Below are 17,098 nucleotides of genomic sequence, written 5' to 3' on the forward strand. Positions count from 1 at the left end.
CCTTTGCAATCGCTAGTAACAGCCGGCATCAGGGCGTCATGTTACAGTCGAGCCGTCACGCCATGCCCGCCGAATCTCTCGATCCCGATCACAAGGCTTTCCTCGACGATTACGTCGGACGCCTTCATCGCGCGACGGCGATTGACGACGGTGTTTTTGCCGGCATCTCTGCCACTCGCACGGCCTGGTTGCGCACGCGCGAGCAGGGCGGTCGAGTCATCTTCATCGGTAATGGCGGCTCGGCCGGCATCGCCTCGCATCTGGCGATCGACCTCGCAAAGAACGCATCGGTGCCTGCGCTGTGCTTCAGCGATGCAAGCATGATGTCGTGCCTCGCCAACGACTACGGTTTTGAGGACTGGATCGCGCACGCCGTGCGGCTGAGCGCCCGCGCCGGCGACTGCCTCGTTGCGATCAGTTCGTCGGGGCGCTCGAAGAACATTCTCAATGCGGTCGCGCAGGCGCGTTCGATGAAGCTCGATGTGATCACGATGTCGGGCATGAATGCGGGCAATCCCCTGCGTAATCTCGGCGACGTCAATTTCTGGGTGGACAGCCGCAGCTACAACATTGTCGAGACCACGCACCAGTTCTGGATGATGGCCGCGATCGACCTCGTCATCGGTCGCGCGGAATACCCGGCGTCCTGAGGCGGGTATCGGATGCAGTCGCGCTTTAAACAGACGGCTTTGTTTTCGGTGAAGCTGTTGCTGTCGATCGCGGTGCTGGCCTATATCGCGCGCGGCCTCGATCTGGGCCGGTTGCGGACTCATCTCGTCTCCGTCGACCCCTTCCTGTTCGCTCTCGCGCTGGCGCTGATCTTCTTTCAGACCTTCGTGCTCAACGGCCGGTGGGAGCTGATCATGCGTGCGCTCGGCGTGTCGCTGGACTGGTTCGCCGGCTGGCGGATCCTCATGATCAGCCTCTGGTTCAACCAGGTGCTGCCGTCGTCGGTCGGCGGTGACGCGGTTCGGATGTGGCTGCTGCGCCAGCGTGGCGTGCAGTGGCCGGAGGCGGTCAAGGGGGTTGCCGCAGACCGTTTCACGGCGTTGATCGGGCTGATCGTGCTGATGGCGGCGGGATTGCCGCTCCTGATGTCGCGCGTGTCCAACGAGGCCGCGATCCTGGCGATCGGCGGGCTGACGCTGGCGGGTGTCGCCGGCACCGTGGTCCTGTTGACGCTCGATCGCCTGCCGAAGCGTCTCATCGCGCTTCCCGCGATCGCAAGCTTCGTCCGGTTCGGAACGCTCGTCAGGTTTCTTCTCGTGCGATCCGAGTGCCGCGGTTTGCTGCTCGGGTCGGCGCTCCTCATCCATCTCGTGACGGCAGCGGCCTGCTACGTCCTGGCGCGCGGCGTCGGAGCGCAGCTCTCGGTGCTGGACGCCGGCATCCTGATTCCGCCGGTGGTGCTGTTGACGGCTGTTCCGATCTCGATCAGCGGCTGGGGCGTTCGCGAGGGGGCCATGGTCGCCTGCCTTGGCCTTGCGGGCGTTCCTTCCGAGGAGGCGCTGTCGGTTTCGCTCCTGCTGGGGGCCGTCAGCGTGTTCATCGGTCTTGCAGGCGGCGTGATCTGGCTGGCAAGTCCGGAGCGCGGCTCGTATTCCGCGGGCAAGGCGGCGAAGGCTGCCGAAGAATCACCGAACTACGGGCTGGCGAAGGCCGAGGAGGTATCGAGCCACCCTTGACCCGCTTGAACCAGTTCTGTCCATCTGATCTTCACAGGGTGGGATTGCCCCACCTGCGCGCATCTCTCCGTTTTCCGGTTCCACGATGAAAAACCTGTTCTACGTCCGTCATACCTGCCGCCTCTGTCACTCGGACAAGCAAGAGCTGGTCGTCCCGATGGCCGGCATGCCCATTGGCACGCCGAACTTCCAGGTGCCGGACGCCAGCGTTGACGATCCCGTCTTCAGGGCCGCGGTGCCGATGGCGCTGCATCTGTGCAGGGACTGCGGCCACCTCCAGATTCTCCATGTCGGCAATCCGGAGGTCCAGTACCGCAACTACGTCTACACGACCTCGCTCTCGCTCGGCCTGCGGCAGCATTTCGAAGGCTATGCCAGCGACGTCGTCAGCCGCTTCGGAATCGCGCCGGGCTCGCTGGTGGTCGAACTCGGCAGCAACGACGGATCGCTGCTCGGCTTCTTCAAGGAGCGTGGCATGCGGGTGCTGGGCGTCGATCCCGCCGTCGACATCGCGCGGCGCGCGACCGAGGCGGGGATCGAGACCATCGGCGATTTCTTCACCGACGCTGTCGGGCACCGCATCCTGAAAAGCCACGGCGCGGCGAGCGTCGTGATCGCCAACAACATGATCGCGAATGTCGACAATCTCGATCCGCTGGTGATCGGGGTTCGCGACGTGCTTGCGCCGGACGGGTTGTTCGTCTTCGAAACGCAATATGGCGTCGACGTCACCGAGAAGAACCTGCTCGACACCGTCTATCACGAGCATCTGTCGTATTTTAACATCAAGCCGCTGACGCGCTTCTTCGCGCGGCTCGGGATGGAAGTGATCGACGTCCAGCACATCTGGACCAAGGGCGGCTCGATCCGCGTGACGGTGCAGCGCGCCGGCGGCGCGAAGAAGCCGTCGGCGGAGGTCGCGCGGTTCATCGCCGAGGAAGACCGGCTCGGCGTTGATCAGCCGGCCTATTATGCGCCCTATGTGAAGCGGATCGCGGCGATTCGCGACGAGTTGGTCGCGATGGCCGATGCCGCCCATGCGCGCGGTCAATCTGTCGCCGGCTATGGCGTCTCCGTCGGCACCACGACGTTGCTTCCGCAGTTCGGCCTGGAGAGCAAGATCGACTTCCTGGTGGATGACGATCCCAAGAAGGGGAACGTGATGGCCGGCCCCGGCTACGACATCCCGATCCTGCCGCCCGCCGCCCTTTACGAGCGCAAGCCGGCGTTCGTCGTCGTGTTCGCCTGGCGCTACGTCGACCCGATCCGGGCCAAGCATGCCGGTTATTTCGCTGACGGCGGAAAGTTCGTGGTGCCGTTGCCGGGCATTTCCATGATCGACCGGGCCGATTGACGCGCCTCCTGCGGGCGCCGTCAGCGTGAGGCGGGTGGTGAGGTCGGTCCGAGCGTCAGGAGGACGCTCGACCCGGCCCGGTAAACCGTTGATTCGCATGGGCTCTGCCGTAGGCCGTCCGGGGACGAGGGACGCTGGACGGGTGAGCCGTGACCTTGACGTTTGGCCCCGTTCGCAGTAGATACCCGCCACCTGCAGCCGGCCCGTTAGACGCGGATCTCCGGCGCGGCTTTGAAATCCCCCGAACAATCGAGCCCGGTTTCCGGCTCATCCTTCGAGACAGAGGGCTGGGCCAACGGCGGCTGTTCGGATCCATGAAATTCATTCGCGTCTGTCGACGGACGTTGGACATCAAACGATGGCAGTCAGCCCGTTCAAGTTCTTGCAGGAAGTGCGCTCGGAGACCGCCAAGGTCACCTGGCCGACCCGTCGCGAGACCACGATCACCACCATCATGGTGTTCGTCATGGTCGCTGTGGCCTCGATCTTCTTCTTCGCCGCCGACCAGATCATCCGTTACCTCATTACCTTCCTCTTGGGCATTCACTGATGGCTACAGCAACCGCTCAATTGTCCGACAAGCGCTGGTACATCGTCCACGCCTATTCGAACTTCGAGAAGAAGGTCGCCGAATCGATCCGCGAGCAGGCCAAGCAGCGCGGGCTCGAGGAGCTGTTCGAGCTGGTGCTGGTTCCGACCGAGAAGGTCACGGAAGTGCGTCGCGGCCGCAAGATCGACGCCGAGCGCAAGTTCTTCCCGGGCTACGTGCTGGTGAAGATGAAGCTGACCGACGAGGCGTTTCATCTGATCAAGAACACGCCGAAGGTGACCGGCTTCCTCGGCGCGGAAAACAAGCCGATGCCGATCTCGGAAGCCGAGGCCATGCGCATCCTGCACCAGGTGCAGGAAGGCGTGGAACGACCGAAGGCGTCGGTGTCGTTCGAGATCGGCGAGAACGTGCGCGTGGCCGACGGCCCGTTCGCCTCGTTCTCGGGTGTGGTCGAGGAAATCGACGAGGCGCGCTCGCGCGTGAAGGTCGCGGTGTCGATCTTTGGCCGCGCCACGCCGGTCGAGCTGGAATTCGGTCAGGTCGAGAAGGTCTGATCGGGTCGCGCGTGAAGCCGAAGGCTTCGCGCAAAGAGAGGCCGTGGGAGGGAGAGGGCGGTTGCCAGCCGCATCCGACCCAGACCACGAACCTGAAACCGCCGGCGACATGCCGGCACAACAGGAGTGATACATGGCAAAGAAAGTGACCGGATACCTGAAGCTTCAGGTCCCGGCCGGTGCGGCGAATCCTTCGCCCCCGATCGGTCCCGCGCTTGGTCAGCGCGGTCTCAACATCATGGAGTTCTGCAAGGCGTTCAACGCCCAGACCCAGAAGGAAGAGAAGAACACCCCGATCCCGGTGATCATCACCATCTATGCGGACCGTTCCTTCACCTTCGAGATGAAGACGCCGCCGATGTCCTACTTCCTCAAGCAGGCCGCCAAGATCCAGTCCGGCTCGAAGGCGCCGGGCCGCGACAAGGCCGGCAAGGTGACCAAGGCGCAGGTGCGCGAGATCGCCGAGAAGAAGATGAAGGACCTGAATTGCGACACCATCGAATCGGCCATGAAGATGGTCGAGGGCTCTGCCCGTTCGATGGGTCTGGAAGTGGCGGGGTAAGCGGTCATGGCAATCGGAAAGCGTTTGAACAAAGCCCGCGAAGGTGTTGACCGCGAAAAGCTTTACCCGCTCGCGGAAGCCATCAAGATGGTCAAGGAACGCGCGAAGGCGAAGTTCGACGAGACCATCGAGGTCGCGATCAATCTCGGCGTCGATCCCCGTCACGCCGACCAGATGGTCCGTGGCGTCGTAACCCTGCCGAACGGCACCGGCCGTACGCTGCGCGTCGGCGTGTTCGCCCGTGGCGCCAAGGCCGATGAGGCCAAGGCGGCAGGTGCCGACGTCGTCGGCGCCGAAGACCTGGTCGAGAAGGTGCAGAACGGCTCGATCGATTTCGACCGCTGTATCGCCACCCCCGACATGATGCCGCTGGTCGGCCGTCTCGGTAAGGTGCTGGGCCCGCGCGGCCTGATGCCGAACCCGAAGTTCGGTACCGTGACCATGGACGTCACCGGTGCGGTGAAGGGTGCCAAGGGCGGCTCGGTCGAGTTCCGCGTCGAGAAGGCCGGCATCCTGCAGGCCGGCGTCGGCAAGGCCTCGTTCTCCGAGGAGAAGCTGGTCGAGAACATCAAGGCCCTGGCTGACGCTGTCTCCAAGGCGAAGCCGGCCGGTTCCAAGGGGACCTACATCCAGCGCGTTGCGGTGTCCTCGACGATGGGCCCTGGCGTGAAGGTCGAGCCGGGCACCATTCTCGGCTAAGGTTTGCCTCGGCTAGAGGTTTGGAAATTGCACGAGGCGAGGGGCGGAATTGGGCAACCGATTCCGCCCCTCTTCGTTTGTGGCGGCGTTCACTGGAAACAAGAACAATGGCTGACAAGGTCCTGATCTACTCGCGCTTCCCCAAGACGATGATGGCGCGCTTCGCCGAGCGGTTCGAGCTGCTCGACACCGGCGGCAAGCCCGTGCGGGAGGTGTTTTCGGCGGACGAGCTCGGCGGCATTCGCGCGATGCTGACTGCGGGCGGCACCCCGCTCGGGGCCGAGGCGATGGACCTGTTTCCGAATCTCGGCGCCATCGTCTGTTACGGCACCGGCTATGACGGCATCGACCTGAAAGCGGCCGTTGCGCGCGACATCGCGGTCGGCCACAGCCCGGGGGCCAATGCGGCCTCGGTTGCCGATATCGCGATGACCCTGATGCTGGCGACGACGCGGCGGATCCTGGTCGCCGACCAGTATGTCCGCAGTGGCGATTGGGCCGCGTCAAAGCCCTCGCCGATGATGCGCCCGCAGGCCGGCATGCCCGGCCGCCGTATCGGCGTCTACGGCATGGGCGAGATCGGCCGCAAGATCGCCGCGCGCTGCGCCGCCTTCGAGAGCGAGGTCGGCTATTTCAGCCGCAGCAAATACGATCTGGCCTATCAATATTTCCCGACGCTGGAGGCGCTCGCCGACTGGTGCAGCGTGATGATGATCGCGGTCCGGGCAGGGGCCGAGACACAGCACGTCGTCAATGCCGATATCCTGAAGCGCCTGGGCGCCGACGGCTATGTCGTCAATATCTCCCGTGGCTCCGTCATCGACGAGAAGGCCCTGGTTGCGGCGCTGACCGACAAGACCATCGCCGGCGCCGGCCTCGACGTCTTCGAGAAGGAACCGCACACGCCCGACGCGCTGACCGCGCTCCCGAACGTCGTGTTCGCCCCCCATATCGGCGGCCACACCCTGGACTCGCACGCCGCCATGCAGAACTGTGTACTTGCGAACTTGACCGCGTTCTTCGCGGGCAAGCCGCTGCCTTACGCGGTCAAATCGGCCTGAATCGGTCCTTGTTGGGCCATCTCAAGCCCGCCCGGCAACGGATTGGAACTGGTGTGAATTTTGCTCTTGGCAAGCAGGCCCGGAGCGGTTAAAGAACCGCCTCCGGACGTGCCGGCCTCGCTGGCGCGTTCGTGCACGCATTCCGAAAACCCGACAAGACAGGAGTTCATTCCTTTTCAGGACGTCCGCAAGGATTTGCCGGAAAAGGAAGGAAAGCCCGTCGGTTGGTGGAATGCGGGCAGGGGTCGGGCGGTTCGCCGGCTGACCTTGTCCTGTCCAAGACTGCAGGCGCCCGCGGGAAATTTCGATTTCTCAACGGCTTAATCGCATGGCCTGCATAGACGGGTGAAGACCGGATTTCACTTCGCATCCAGCTTTAAGGGCTGGCTTGCGGAACGGGTCTGGTTCGGACCTCGACACGCCGTGGGCTCTAGCGGGCTCCCGGAGGGCAGGCTTTGAATTGTCGTCTTGCCCGGCGTGTCCGAAGGGTTTGCCCCCTGAGGTTCAGGTTTGGGCGGGACGATGGGTGCAACCCGGCGGTCCCGCTTTCGCGATGACCGCCAACCGGAAAGAGCTTGCTGTGGAACGAGCGGCAAAAAAAGAAGCGGTCGAACAGCTCAATGGGGTCTTCAAGACCACGAGCGTCGCGGTCGTTGCTCAATATTCCGGCCTCACCGTCGCCCAGATGCAGAAGCTGCGCCAGCAGATGAAGCAGGCGGGTGCCTCGGTGAAGGTCTCGAAGAACCGTCTCGCCAAAATTGCTCTTGAAGGCACTGACGTCGTTGCCATCGGCCCCATGCTGAAGGGACCGACCGTGATCGCCACTTCGAACGATCCGGTAGCGGCGCCAAAGGTCGCCATCGAATTCGCCAAGGCGAACGAAAAGTTCGTCATCGTCGGCGGCTCGATGGGGAAGACCGTCCTGAATGTCGACGGCGTGAAGGCGCTTGCCTCGCTGCCGTCGCTTGACGAACTGCGCGGCAAGATCGTCGGCCTGATTGTGGCCCCGGCGACCAAGCTCGCTCAGCTCGCCAACGCGCCCGCGGGCAAGCTCGCGCGTGTCATCCAGGCTCATGCCTCAAAGGGCGAAGCGGCCTGACGCCCTTCGCAAAACTCAAACCCGAACCAGACTTACACGTAAGGAAACTGAACAATGGCTGACTTGCAGAAGATCGTTGACGACCTCTCGAGCCTCACCGTGCTCGAAGCTGCCGAACTTGCGAAGCTCCTCGAAGAGAAGTGGGGCGTTTCGGCTGCCGCGGCTGTCGCCGTGGCCGGCCCGGCTGGTGGTGGCGCTGCCGCCGCTCCGGCGGAAGAGAAGACCGAGTTCACGGTCGTCCTCGCCAGCGCCGGCGAGAAGAAGATCGAGGTCATCAAGGAAGTTCGCGCCATCACCGGCCTCGGCCTGAAGGAAGCAAAGGACCTCGTCGAGGGCGCGCCGAAGCCTGTCAAGGAAGGCGTGAACAAGGACGAAGCCGAGAAGATCAAGGTCCAGCTCGAGAAGGCTGGCGCGAAGGTCGAGCTCAAGTAAGCGCAAGCTTGCTGGCATGAGATCCCGGGCGAGCGCCAAGCGAGGCCCGGGATCTTGGTCCACCCTTACGAGGGCGGGCCAGATGCAAAAGGCGTGCGACGGAACGTCCCGACGCGGGCCGAACACGAAAAAGTGTGGGGATTTGAGGGTTTACCCCTCGAATCTGCACTATTGTCGCCCCATATCGGGTCGGCAGCACGAAAGCGCGGTGGGCAGGGATGCGGGATTTCCCTGTAAGCCGTTGGGAGAGCAGGCTATTTCGGGCTTTTGCAGTCCGTGAAGACAATCGTTGTGACGGGCGGGCGTGCCTATGCGCCCCGCGCGTCGTTTTGCGTTTTGAAGGTCTGAAGAACAGATTCAGGACATGACGGCCTGAAACTGGATTTTTGGTCCCCAAAACGGGTTCGAAAAATTCAACCCGGGGAGCGGCGGCAGCTGCGTCCTGGACGGCGCGCCCAGAGCGGGCGACGAAATGAGAGGCCACGATGGCGCAGCAGACATTCACCGGTCGCAAACGCGTTCGCAAGTTCTTTGGACACATCAAGGAAGTCGCCGAGATGCCGAACCTCATCGAGGTTCAAAAGGCGTCCTATGATCAGTTCCTGATGGTCGACGAACCCCAGGGCGGGCGTCTCGACGAGGGTCTGCAGGCGGTGTTCCGCTCGGTGTTTCCGATCTCCGACTTCTCGGGCACCTCGATGCTGGAATTCGTCCGCTACGAGTTCGAGCAGCCGAAGTATGACGTCGACGAGTGCCGCCAGCGCGGCATGACCTTCGCGGCGCCCCTCAAGGTGACGCTGCGCCTCATCGTATTCGATATCGACGAGGAAACCGGCGCGAAGTCGGTCAAGGACATCAAGGAGCAGGACGTCTACATGGGCGACATTCCGCTCATGACGATGAACGGCACCTTCATCGTCAACGGCACCGAGCGCGTCATCGTCTCGCAGATGCACCGTTCGCCCGGCGTGTTCTTCGACCACGACAAGGGCAAGACCCATTCGTCGGGCAAGCTGCTGTTCGCCGCCCGCGTGATCCCGTATCGCGGCTCCTGGCTCGACATCGAGTTCGACGCCAAGGACATCGTCTATGCGCGTATCGACCGTCGCCGCAAGATTCCGGTGACGTCGCTGATGTTCGCGCTCGGCCTTGACGGCGAGGCGATCCTGTCCACGTTCTACAAGAAGATCCTCTACAAGCGGACCAAGGAAGGCTGGCGCGTTCCGTTCGACGCCAACCGTTTCCGCGGCTACTCGACCATCAACGACCTGATCGACGCCGACACCGGCAAGGTCGTGCTCGAGGCCGGCAAGAAGCTCACCGTCCGTGCCGCCCGTCAGCTCCAGGAGAAGGGGCTGAAGGCGCTGCGCCTGTCGGATGAGGAGCTCGTCGGCAACTACCTCGCCGAGGATCTCGTCAATCCGAAGACCGGCGAGATCCACGCCGAGGCCGGCGAGGAGATCACCGACAAGAACATGAAGGCCCTCAACGAGCAGGGCTACAAGGAACTGCCGCTGCTCGACATCGACCACGTCAATGTCGGCGCCTACATCCGCAACACGCTCTCGGCCGACAAGAACATGACGCGCGAGGACGCGCTGTTCGACATCTACCGCGTGATGCGTCCGGGCGAGCCGCCGACGCTGGATTCGGCGCAGGCCATGTTCCAGTCGCTGTTCTTCGACGCCGAACGCTATGACCTCTCCGCGGTCGGCCGCGTCAAGATGAACATGCGCCTCGACCTCGATGCGCCGGACACCCAGCGCACGCTGCGCAAGGAAGACATCCTCTCCGTCATCAAGACGCTGGTGGACCTTCGCGACGGCAAGGGCGAGATCGACGACATCGACCATCTCGGCAACCGCCGTGTGCGTTCGGTCGGCGAGCTCATGGAGAACCAGTACCGCATCGGCCTGCTGCGTATGGAGCGCGCGATCAAGGAGCGCATGTCCTCGGTCGACATCGACACGGTCATGCCGCAGGACCTGATCAACGCGAAGCCCGCGGCTGCCGCGGTGCGCGAGTTCTTCGGCTCCTCGCAGCTTTCGCAGTTCATGGACCAGACCAACCCGCTGTCGGAGATCACCCACAAGCGTCGCCTGTCGGCGCTTGGACCGGGCGGTCTGACCCGCGAGCGCGCCGGCTTCGAGGTGCGCGACGTGCATCCGACGCATTACGGCCGCATCTGCCCGATCGAGACGCCGGAAGGTCCGAACATCGGCCTGATCAACTCGCTCGCGACCTTCGCGCGCGTGAACAAGTACGGCTTCGTCGAGACGCCGTACCGCAAGGTCAAGGACGGCCGCGTCACCGACGAGGTCGTGTACCTCTCGGCGATGGAGGAGGGCCGCTACACGGTCGCGCAGGCCAACGTGCCGCTCGACCCGAAGGGCCGCTTCACCGAAGACCTCGTGGTCTGCCGTCACGCCGGCGAAGTCTTGCCGGTGACGCCGGACAAGGTCGACTACATGGACGTGTCGCCGAAGCAGCTCGTTTCGGTCGCCGCGGCGTTGATCCCGTTCCTCGAGAACGACGACGCCAACCGCGCGCTGATGGGCTCGAACATGCAGCGCCAGGCGGTGCCGCTGGTTCGCGCCGAGGCGCCGTTCGTCGGCACCGGCATGGAAGGCGTCGTTGCCCGTGACTCGGGCGCCGCGATCGCGGCGCGCCGCTCGGGCGTGATCGACCAGATCGACGCCACCCGCGTCGTGATCCGCGCCACCGAAGATCTCGATCCGACCAAGTCGGGCGTCGATATCTACCGGCTGATGAAGTACCAGCGCTCCAACCAGTCGACCTGCATCAACCAGCGTCCGCTGGTGAAGGTCGGCGACATCGTCAAGAAGGGCGACATCATCGCGGACGGTCCGTCGACCGATCTCGGCGAGCTCGCGCTCGGCCGGAACGTGCTGGTCGCGTTCATGCCGTGGAACGGCTACAACTTCGAAGACTCGATCCTGCTCTCCGAGCGGATCGTGAAGGAAGACGTCTTCACCTCGATCCACATCGAGGAGTTCGAGGTGATGGCCCGCGACACCAAGCTCGGGCCTGAGGAAATCACCCGCGACATTCCGAACGTCTCGGAAGAAGCGCTCAAGAACCTCGACGAAGCCGGTATCGTCTACATCGGCGCGGAAGTGCGCGCCGGCGACATCCTGGTCGGCAAGATCACGCCGAAGGGCGAAAGCCCGATGACGCCGGAAGAAAAGCTCCTGCGCGCCATCTTCGGCGAGAAGGCCTCCGACGTTCGCGACACCTCGCTGCGCGTTCCTCCGGGCGTGCAGGGCACGATCGTGGAAGTGCGTGTGTTCAACCGCCACGGCGTCGACAAGGACGAGCGTGCGCTGGCGATCGAGCGGGAAGAGATCGAGCGTCTGGCCAAGGACCGCGACGACGAGCAGGCGATCCTGGACCGCAACGTCTACAACCGTCTTGCCGAGCTCCTCGAGGGGCGGCAGGGCATTGCGGGTCCGAAGGGCTTCAAGAAGGACACCAAGATCACCCGTGCGGTGCTCGAGGAGTACCCGAAGTCGCAGTGGTGGCTGTTCGCGTCGCCCAACGACAAGCTGATGGCCGAGATCGAGGCCATGCGGAAGCAGTACGACGAGTCGAAGAAGGGGCTCGAGCAGCGCTTCCTCGACAAGGTCGAGAAGCTCCAGCGCGGTGACGAATTGCCGCCCGGCGTGATGAAGATGGTCAAGGTCTTCGTCGCGGTGAAGCGCAAGATCCAGCCCGGCGACAAGATGGCCGGCCGCCACGGCAACAAGGGCGTGGTGTCGAAGATCGTGCCGATCGAGGACATGCCGTTCCTCGAAGACGGCACGCATGCTGACATCGTGCTCAATCCGCTCGGCGTGCCCTCGCGCATGAACGTCGGACAGATCCTCGAGACCCATCTCGGCTGGGCCTGCGCCGGCCTCGGCAAGCGTATCGGCCAGACGGTCGATGCCTACCTGTCGAAGCAGGACATCAAGCCGCTGAAGGAAACCTTGAAGAAGGTCTACGGCGAGGACGAGACGATCAAGTCGCTCAACGACAACGAACTGATCGAGCTCGGCCACAATCTGAGCCGCGGCGTGCCGATCGCGACGCCGGTGTTCGACGGCGCCAAGGAAGCCGACATCGAGGAGATGCTGAAGCTTGCCGGTCTCGACGCTTCGGGTCAGTCGACCGTCTACGACGGCCGCACCGGCGATCCGTTCGATCGCAAGGTGACGGTGGGCTACATCTACATGCTCAAGCTGCACCATCTGGTCGACGACAAGATCCATGCGCGTTCGATCGGTCCGTACTCGCTCGTCACCCAGCAGCCGCTGGGCGGCAAGGCGCAGTTCGGCGGCCAGCGCTTCGGCGAAATGGAGGTGTGGGCGCTCGAGGCTTACGGCGCGGCGTACACGCTCCAGGAGATGCTGACGGTGAAGTCGGACGACGTCGCCGGCCGCACCAAGGTGTACGAGGCGATCGTGCGCGGCGACGACACGTTCGAGGCCGGTATTCCGGAATCGTTCAACGTGCTGGTCAAGGAAATGCGCTCGCTCGGCCTCAACGTCGACCTGCACAACTCCAAGATGGGACCGGCGCCGACGTCGGAAGCGGCCGAGTAATTCGACCTTTCATGCCCGGCCTTTAGCGGCCGGGCATCGGTGCCCCTTCCCAATGCCTTGAGGGCAGGGCGCCCCGCTTGAGTGATTTTCGAATTTGCGGCCGGAGGCGACCGGCACGCGAGGAGAAGACGATGAACCAAGAAATTATGAATCTCTTCAATCCGACGACTCCGGCTCAGGTCTTCGACCAGATCCGGATCTCGATCGCGTCTCCAGAGAAGATTCTGTCCTGGTCCTACGGCGAGATCAAGAAGCCGGAGACCATCAACTACCGTACCTTCAAGCCCGAGCGCGACGGCCTGTTCTGCGCCCGCATCTTCGGGCCGATCAAGGACTACGAGTGCTTGTGCGGCAAGTACAAGCGCATGAAGTACAAGGGCATCATCTGCGAGAAGTGCTCGGTCGAGGTCACGCTGTCGCGCGTGCGGCGCGAGCGCATGGGCCATATCGAGCTCGCAGCCCCGGTCGCCCACATCTGGTTCCTGAAGTCGCTGCCCTCGCGCATCGGCCTCCTGCTCGACATGACGCTGAAGGATCTCGAGCGGATCCTCTACTTCGAATACTACGTCGTGCTGGAGCCGGGCCTCACCGCGCTGAAGGACCGTCAGCTGCTGTCGGAAGACGAGTATCTAAAGGCGCAGGACGAGTACGGCCAGGATTCCTTCACCGCCATGATCGGCGCCGAAGCGATCCGCGAGCTGCTCAAGGGCATGGACCTCGAGAAGCTCGAGGCCTCCTTGCGCGTCGAGATGCAGGAGACCGACTCCGACATCAAGCACAAGAAGCTCGCAAAGCGCCTGAAGATCGTCGAAGCGTTCCGCCACTCCGGCAACAAGCCGGAATGGATGATCATGACCGTGGTTCCGGTGATCCCGCCGGACCTGCGTCCGCTGGTGCCGCTGGACGGCGGCCGCTTCGCGACCTCGGACCTCAACGACCTCTACCGCCGCGTCATCAACCGCAACAACCGCTTGAAGCGGCTGATGGAGCTGCGCGCGCCCGACATCATCATCCGCAACGAGAAGCGCATGCTTCAGGAAGCGGTCGATGCTCTGTTCGACAACGGCCGCCGCGGCCGCGTCATCACGGGCGCCAACAAGCGCCCGCTGAAGTCGCTCGCCGACATGCTCAAGGGCAAGCAGGGCCGCTTCCGCCAGAACCTGCTCGGCAAGCGCGTCGACTATTCGGGCCGTTCGGTGATCGTGGTCGGTCCCGAGCTGCGCCTGCATCAGTGCGGCCTGCCGAAGAAGATGGCGCTCGAGCTGTTCAAGCCGTTCATCTATTCGCGGCTTGACGCCAAGGGCCTGTCCACCACCGTGAAGCAGGCCAAGAAGCTGGTCGAGAAGGAGCGGCCCGAGGTCTGGGACATCCTGGACGAGGTGATCCGCGAGCATCCGGTGCTGCTCAACCGCGCGCCGACGCTGCATCGTCTCGGCATTCAGGCGTTCGAGCCCGTGCTGATCGAGGGCAAGGCGATCCAGCTGCATCCGCTGGTCTGCGCCGCGTTCAACGCCGACTTCGACGGCGACCAGATGGCCGTGCACGTTCCGCTGTCGCTCGAAGCGCAGCTGGAAGCGCGCGTCCTGATGATGTCGACCAACAACATCCTGCATCCCGCGAACGGCCAGCCGATCATCGTGCCGTCGCAGGACATCGTGCTCGGTCTCTACTACGTCTCGATCATGCGCGAAGGCCTGCCCGGCGAGGGCAAGATCTTCGGCGACATGGCCGAGCTCGAGCACGCGCTGCACGCGAAGGTCATCCACCTCCACACCAAGATCAAGTATCGGTGGCAGGGCATGGACGAGACCGGCAAGGTCTCGACGCGCTGGATCGAGACCACCGCGGGCCGCGTCATGCTCGGCAACCTGCTGCCGAAGAACCCGCGGATTTCGTACGAGATCATCAACAAGCTGATGACCAAGCGCGAGATCTCGGGTGTGATCGACCAAGTCTATCGTCACTGCGGCCAAAAGGAGACGGTGATCTTCTGCGACCGCATCATGGCGCTCGGCTTCTACAACGCGTTCAAGGCCGGCATCTCGTTCGGCAAGGACGACATGGTCGTGCCGCACGGCAAGTGGAAGATCGTCGACACCACCCGTACGCTGGCGAAGGACTTCGAGCAGCAGTACAACGACGGCCTGATCACCCACGGCGAGAAGTACAACAAGGTCGTCGACGCCTGGTCGAAGGCCACGGAAGAAATCGCCAAGGCGATGATGAAGGAGATCTCCGCCACCAAGAAGACGGCGAGCGGAGCCGATGCCGACATCAACTCGATCTACATGATGGCTCACTCCGGCGCCCGCGGTTCGCCGGCCCAGATGCGCCAGCTCGCCGGCATGCGTGGCCTGATGGCCAAGCCGTCGGGTGAGATCATCGAGACGCCGATCATCTCGAACTTCAAGGAAGGCCTCTCGGTGCTCGAGTACTTCAACTCGACCCACGGCGCCCGCAAGGGCCTCGCGGACACCGCGTTGAAGACCGCGAACTCGGGCTACCTGACCCGTCGTCTCGTCGACGTCGCGCAGGACTGCATCATCACGCAGGACGACTGCGGCACCAAGCTCGGCATCAAGATGCGCGCCATCGTCGATGCCGGCACCGTGGTCGCTTCGCTCGGCTCGCGCATCCTCGGACGCACGGCCTGCGAAGACGTGCGTGACAGCTCGGGCAAGGTGATCATCAAGCGCGGTACGCTGATGGAAGAGAGCCACCTCGATGCCATCCACCAGGGTGGCGTCCAGGAGGTGAAGATCCGCTCGGCACTGACCTGCGAACTCGTCAACGGCATCTGCGGCAAGTGCTACGGCCGCGACCTCGCCCGCGGCACGCCGGTCAACCACGGCGAAGCGGTCGGCGTCATCGCGGCGCAGTCGATCGGCGAGCCGGGCACCCAGCTCACCATGCGCACCTTCCACATCGGTGGTGCGGCGCAGCTCAACGAGCAGTCGTTCGTCGAATCCAACTTCGACGGCAAGATCGTGATCCGGAACAAGGCCATCGCCCGCAACAGCGAAGGCCACCTGATCGCGATGGTGCGCAACATGGTGGTGGCGATCGTCGATGCCGACGGCACCGAGCGTGCGACGCACCGTATCCAGTACGGCTCGCGCCTGCACGTCGACGAGGGCGACACGGTCAAGCGTGGCCAGCGCATCGTCGAGTGGGATCCCTACACCCGTCCGCTGCTCACCGAAGTCGAAGGTACCATCGGCTTCGAGGATCTGGTCGAGGGGCAGTCGATCTCGGAAACGCTCGACGAAGCCACCGGCATCGCCAAGCGCGTGGTCATCGACTGGCGCTCGACCCGCGGCGGCTCGGACCTGCGTCCGGCCATCGTGGTCAAGGGCAAGGACGGCAAGGTGCTCAAGCTCGCCCGTGGCGGCGATGCCCGCTACATGCTGTCGGTCGACGCCATTCTCTCGGTCGATATCGGGGCCAAGGTTGCGCCGGGCGACATCCTCGCCCGTGTCTCGACCGAAAGCGCCAAGACGCGTGACATCACCGGCGGTCTGCCGCGGGTGGCGGAACTGTTCGAGGCACGGCGTCCGAAGGATGCGGCGATCATCGCCGAAATCGCGGGCACCATCCGGTTCGGGCGCGACTACAAGAACAAGCGTCGCATCTCGATCGAGCCGATGGACAAGACCGACGAGCCGCGCGAGTACCTGATCCCGAAGGGCAAGCACATCCACCTTCAGGACGGCGACGTCGTCGAAAAGGGCGACTTCATCGTGGAAGGCAACCCGGCGCCGCACGACATCCTGGCGGTCAAGGGCATCGAGGAACTCGCGGCCTATCTGGTCAACGAGATCCAGGAGGTCTACCGGCTCCAGGGCGTGCTCATCAACGACAAGCACATCGAGGTGATTGTCCGTCAGATGCTCCAGAAGGTGGAAGTCACCGACCAGGGCGACACGGATATGATCTCCGGCGAGCAGGTCGACAAGATCGAGTTCGACGCGCTCAACGAGAAGGCCAAGGAAGAGGGCAAGAAGATCGCCACGGGTACGCCGGTTCTGCTCGGCATCACCAAGGCGAGCCTCCAGACCCGCTCCTTCTTCTCGGCGGCCTCGTTCCAGGAGACCACCCGCGTCCTCACGGAAGCGGCGGTCAATGGTAAGGTCGATCCGCTCGAAGGCCTCAAGGAGAACGTCATCGTCGGCCGGCTGATCCCGGCGGGCACCGGCGCCTCCATGGCCAAGATCCGCGAAGTCGCGATGAAGCGCGACAAGCTGATCCTGGACGAGCGCGAGAAGCAGGCGGCCGTCGTGTCGCCGGCGCCGGAAGCGGAGCTTCCTGCGCTGCCGCCTGCGGAATGATCGTTCATCCGTAGGAATACCGAGGACAATGAAAAGGCCGGCGCAAGCCGGCCTTTTTGCTGCTTTGTTTCCCTGTTGCGGTGCAGGATCAACCTTTGTTCATCTTTCCTTCAGGCGTAAAAGCGCTTCTGCTAGGGGAGTTTAGACCGGTGGTCCCGTGACGGGGGCAG

General features: G+C 63.6%; 12 protein-coding genes. All 12 read left to right on the plus strand.

Features of this window, described 5'->3' with window-relative positions; translation table 11 throughout:
- The first annotated feature begins 62 nt into the window (after positions 1–62).
- The 12 genes from ACFLEY_RS17420 to rpoC all read left to right on the plus strand — a co-directional run bounded on the left by ACFLEY_RS17420 (position 63) and on the right by rpoC (position 16,928).
- The gene (locus ACFLEY_RS17420) at positions 63–650 is read left to right on the plus strand and encodes an SIS domain-containing protein (RefSeq protein WP_249163113.1); all 588 of its coding nucleotides are present in this window, start codon (positions 63–65) and stop codon (positions 648–650) included.
- A gap of 12 nt (positions 651–662) precedes the next feature.
- The gene (locus ACFLEY_RS17425; protein WP_060907969.1) at positions 663–1,685 is read left to right on the plus strand and encodes a lysylphosphatidylglycerol synthase transmembrane domain-containing protein; all 1,023 of its coding nucleotides are present in this window, start codon (positions 663–665) and stop codon (positions 1,683–1,685) included.
- An 85-nt stretch (positions 1,686–1,770) separates the two neighbouring features.
- Positions 1,771–3,039 carry a class I SAM-dependent methyltransferase gene (locus ACFLEY_RS17430; protein WP_060907968.1) on the plus strand — a complete coding sequence of 423 codons (1,269 nt, stop codon included), beginning with the start codon at positions 1,771–1,773 and terminating at the stop codon, positions 3,037–3,039.
- Positions 3,040–3,397: 358 nt separating this feature from the next.
- Entirely contained in the window at positions 3,398–3,589 is a 192-nt protein-coding gene (gene secE / locus ACFLEY_RS17435) for a preprotein translocase subunit SecE (protein WP_007611620.1), read from the plus strand.
- Positions 3,589–4,143 (plus strand): transcription termination/antitermination protein NusG, encoded by a 555-nt coding sequence (nusG, locus tag ACFLEY_RS17440; RefSeq protein ID WP_007602985.1) that lies wholly within the window; start codon positions 3,589–3,591, stop codon positions 4,141–4,143. The genes secE and nusG overlap by 1 nt, the downstream gene beginning before the upstream one ends.
- Before the next feature lie 133 nt (positions 4,144–4,276).
- Positions 4,277–4,705, plus strand: a complete 429-nt coding sequence (rplK, locus tag ACFLEY_RS17445; protein WP_011088164.1) for a 50S ribosomal protein L11 — start codon at positions 4,277–4,279, stop codon at positions 4,703–4,705.
- 6 nt (positions 4,706–4,711) lie between these two features.
- Positions 4,712–5,404 (plus strand): 50S ribosomal protein L1, encoded by a 693-nt coding sequence (gene rplA, locus ACFLEY_RS17450; RefSeq protein ID WP_060907967.1) that lies wholly within the window; start codon positions 4,712–4,714, stop codon positions 5,402–5,404.
- Between the two features lie 107 nt (positions 5,405–5,511).
- A complete protein-coding gene (locus tag ACFLEY_RS17455) occupies positions 5,512–6,465 on the plus strand; it encodes a 2-hydroxyacid dehydrogenase (protein WP_060907966.1) in 954 nt (317 codons plus the stop codon).
- Between the two features lie 580 nt (positions 6,466–7,045).
- A complete protein-coding gene (gene rplJ / locus ACFLEY_RS17460; RefSeq protein WP_011088161.1) occupies positions 7,046–7,564 on the plus strand; it encodes a 50S ribosomal protein L10 in 519 nt (172 codons plus the stop codon).
- Positions 7,565–7,618: 54 nt separating this feature from the next.
- Positions 7,619–7,996: a 50S ribosomal protein L7/L12 gene (gene rplL / locus ACFLEY_RS17465; RefSeq protein WP_011088160.1), complete on the plus strand. Its 378-nt coding sequence runs from the start codon at positions 7,619–7,621 to the stop codon at positions 7,994–7,996.
- 485 nt (positions 7,997–8,481) lie between these two features.
- A complete protein-coding gene (gene rpoB / locus ACFLEY_RS17470) occupies positions 8,482–12,600 on the plus strand; it encodes a DNA-directed RNA polymerase subunit beta (protein ID WP_011088159.1) in 4,119 nt (1,372 codons plus the stop codon).
- 131 nt (positions 12,601–12,731) lie between these two features.
- The gene (gene rpoC, locus ACFLEY_RS17475) at positions 12,732–16,928 is read left to right on the plus strand and encodes a DNA-directed RNA polymerase subunit beta' (RefSeq protein ID WP_011088158.1); all 4,197 of its coding nucleotides are present in this window, start codon (positions 12,732–12,734) and stop codon (positions 16,926–16,928) included.
- Positions 16,929–17,098 lie beyond the last annotated feature (170 nt).

The sequence above is a fragment of the Bradyrhizobium sp. YCK136 genome (assembly GCF_044570075.1).
Taxonomy (GTDB): Bacteria; Pseudomonadota; Alphaproteobacteria; order Rhizobiales; family Xanthobacteraceae; genus Bradyrhizobium; species Bradyrhizobium diazoefficiens.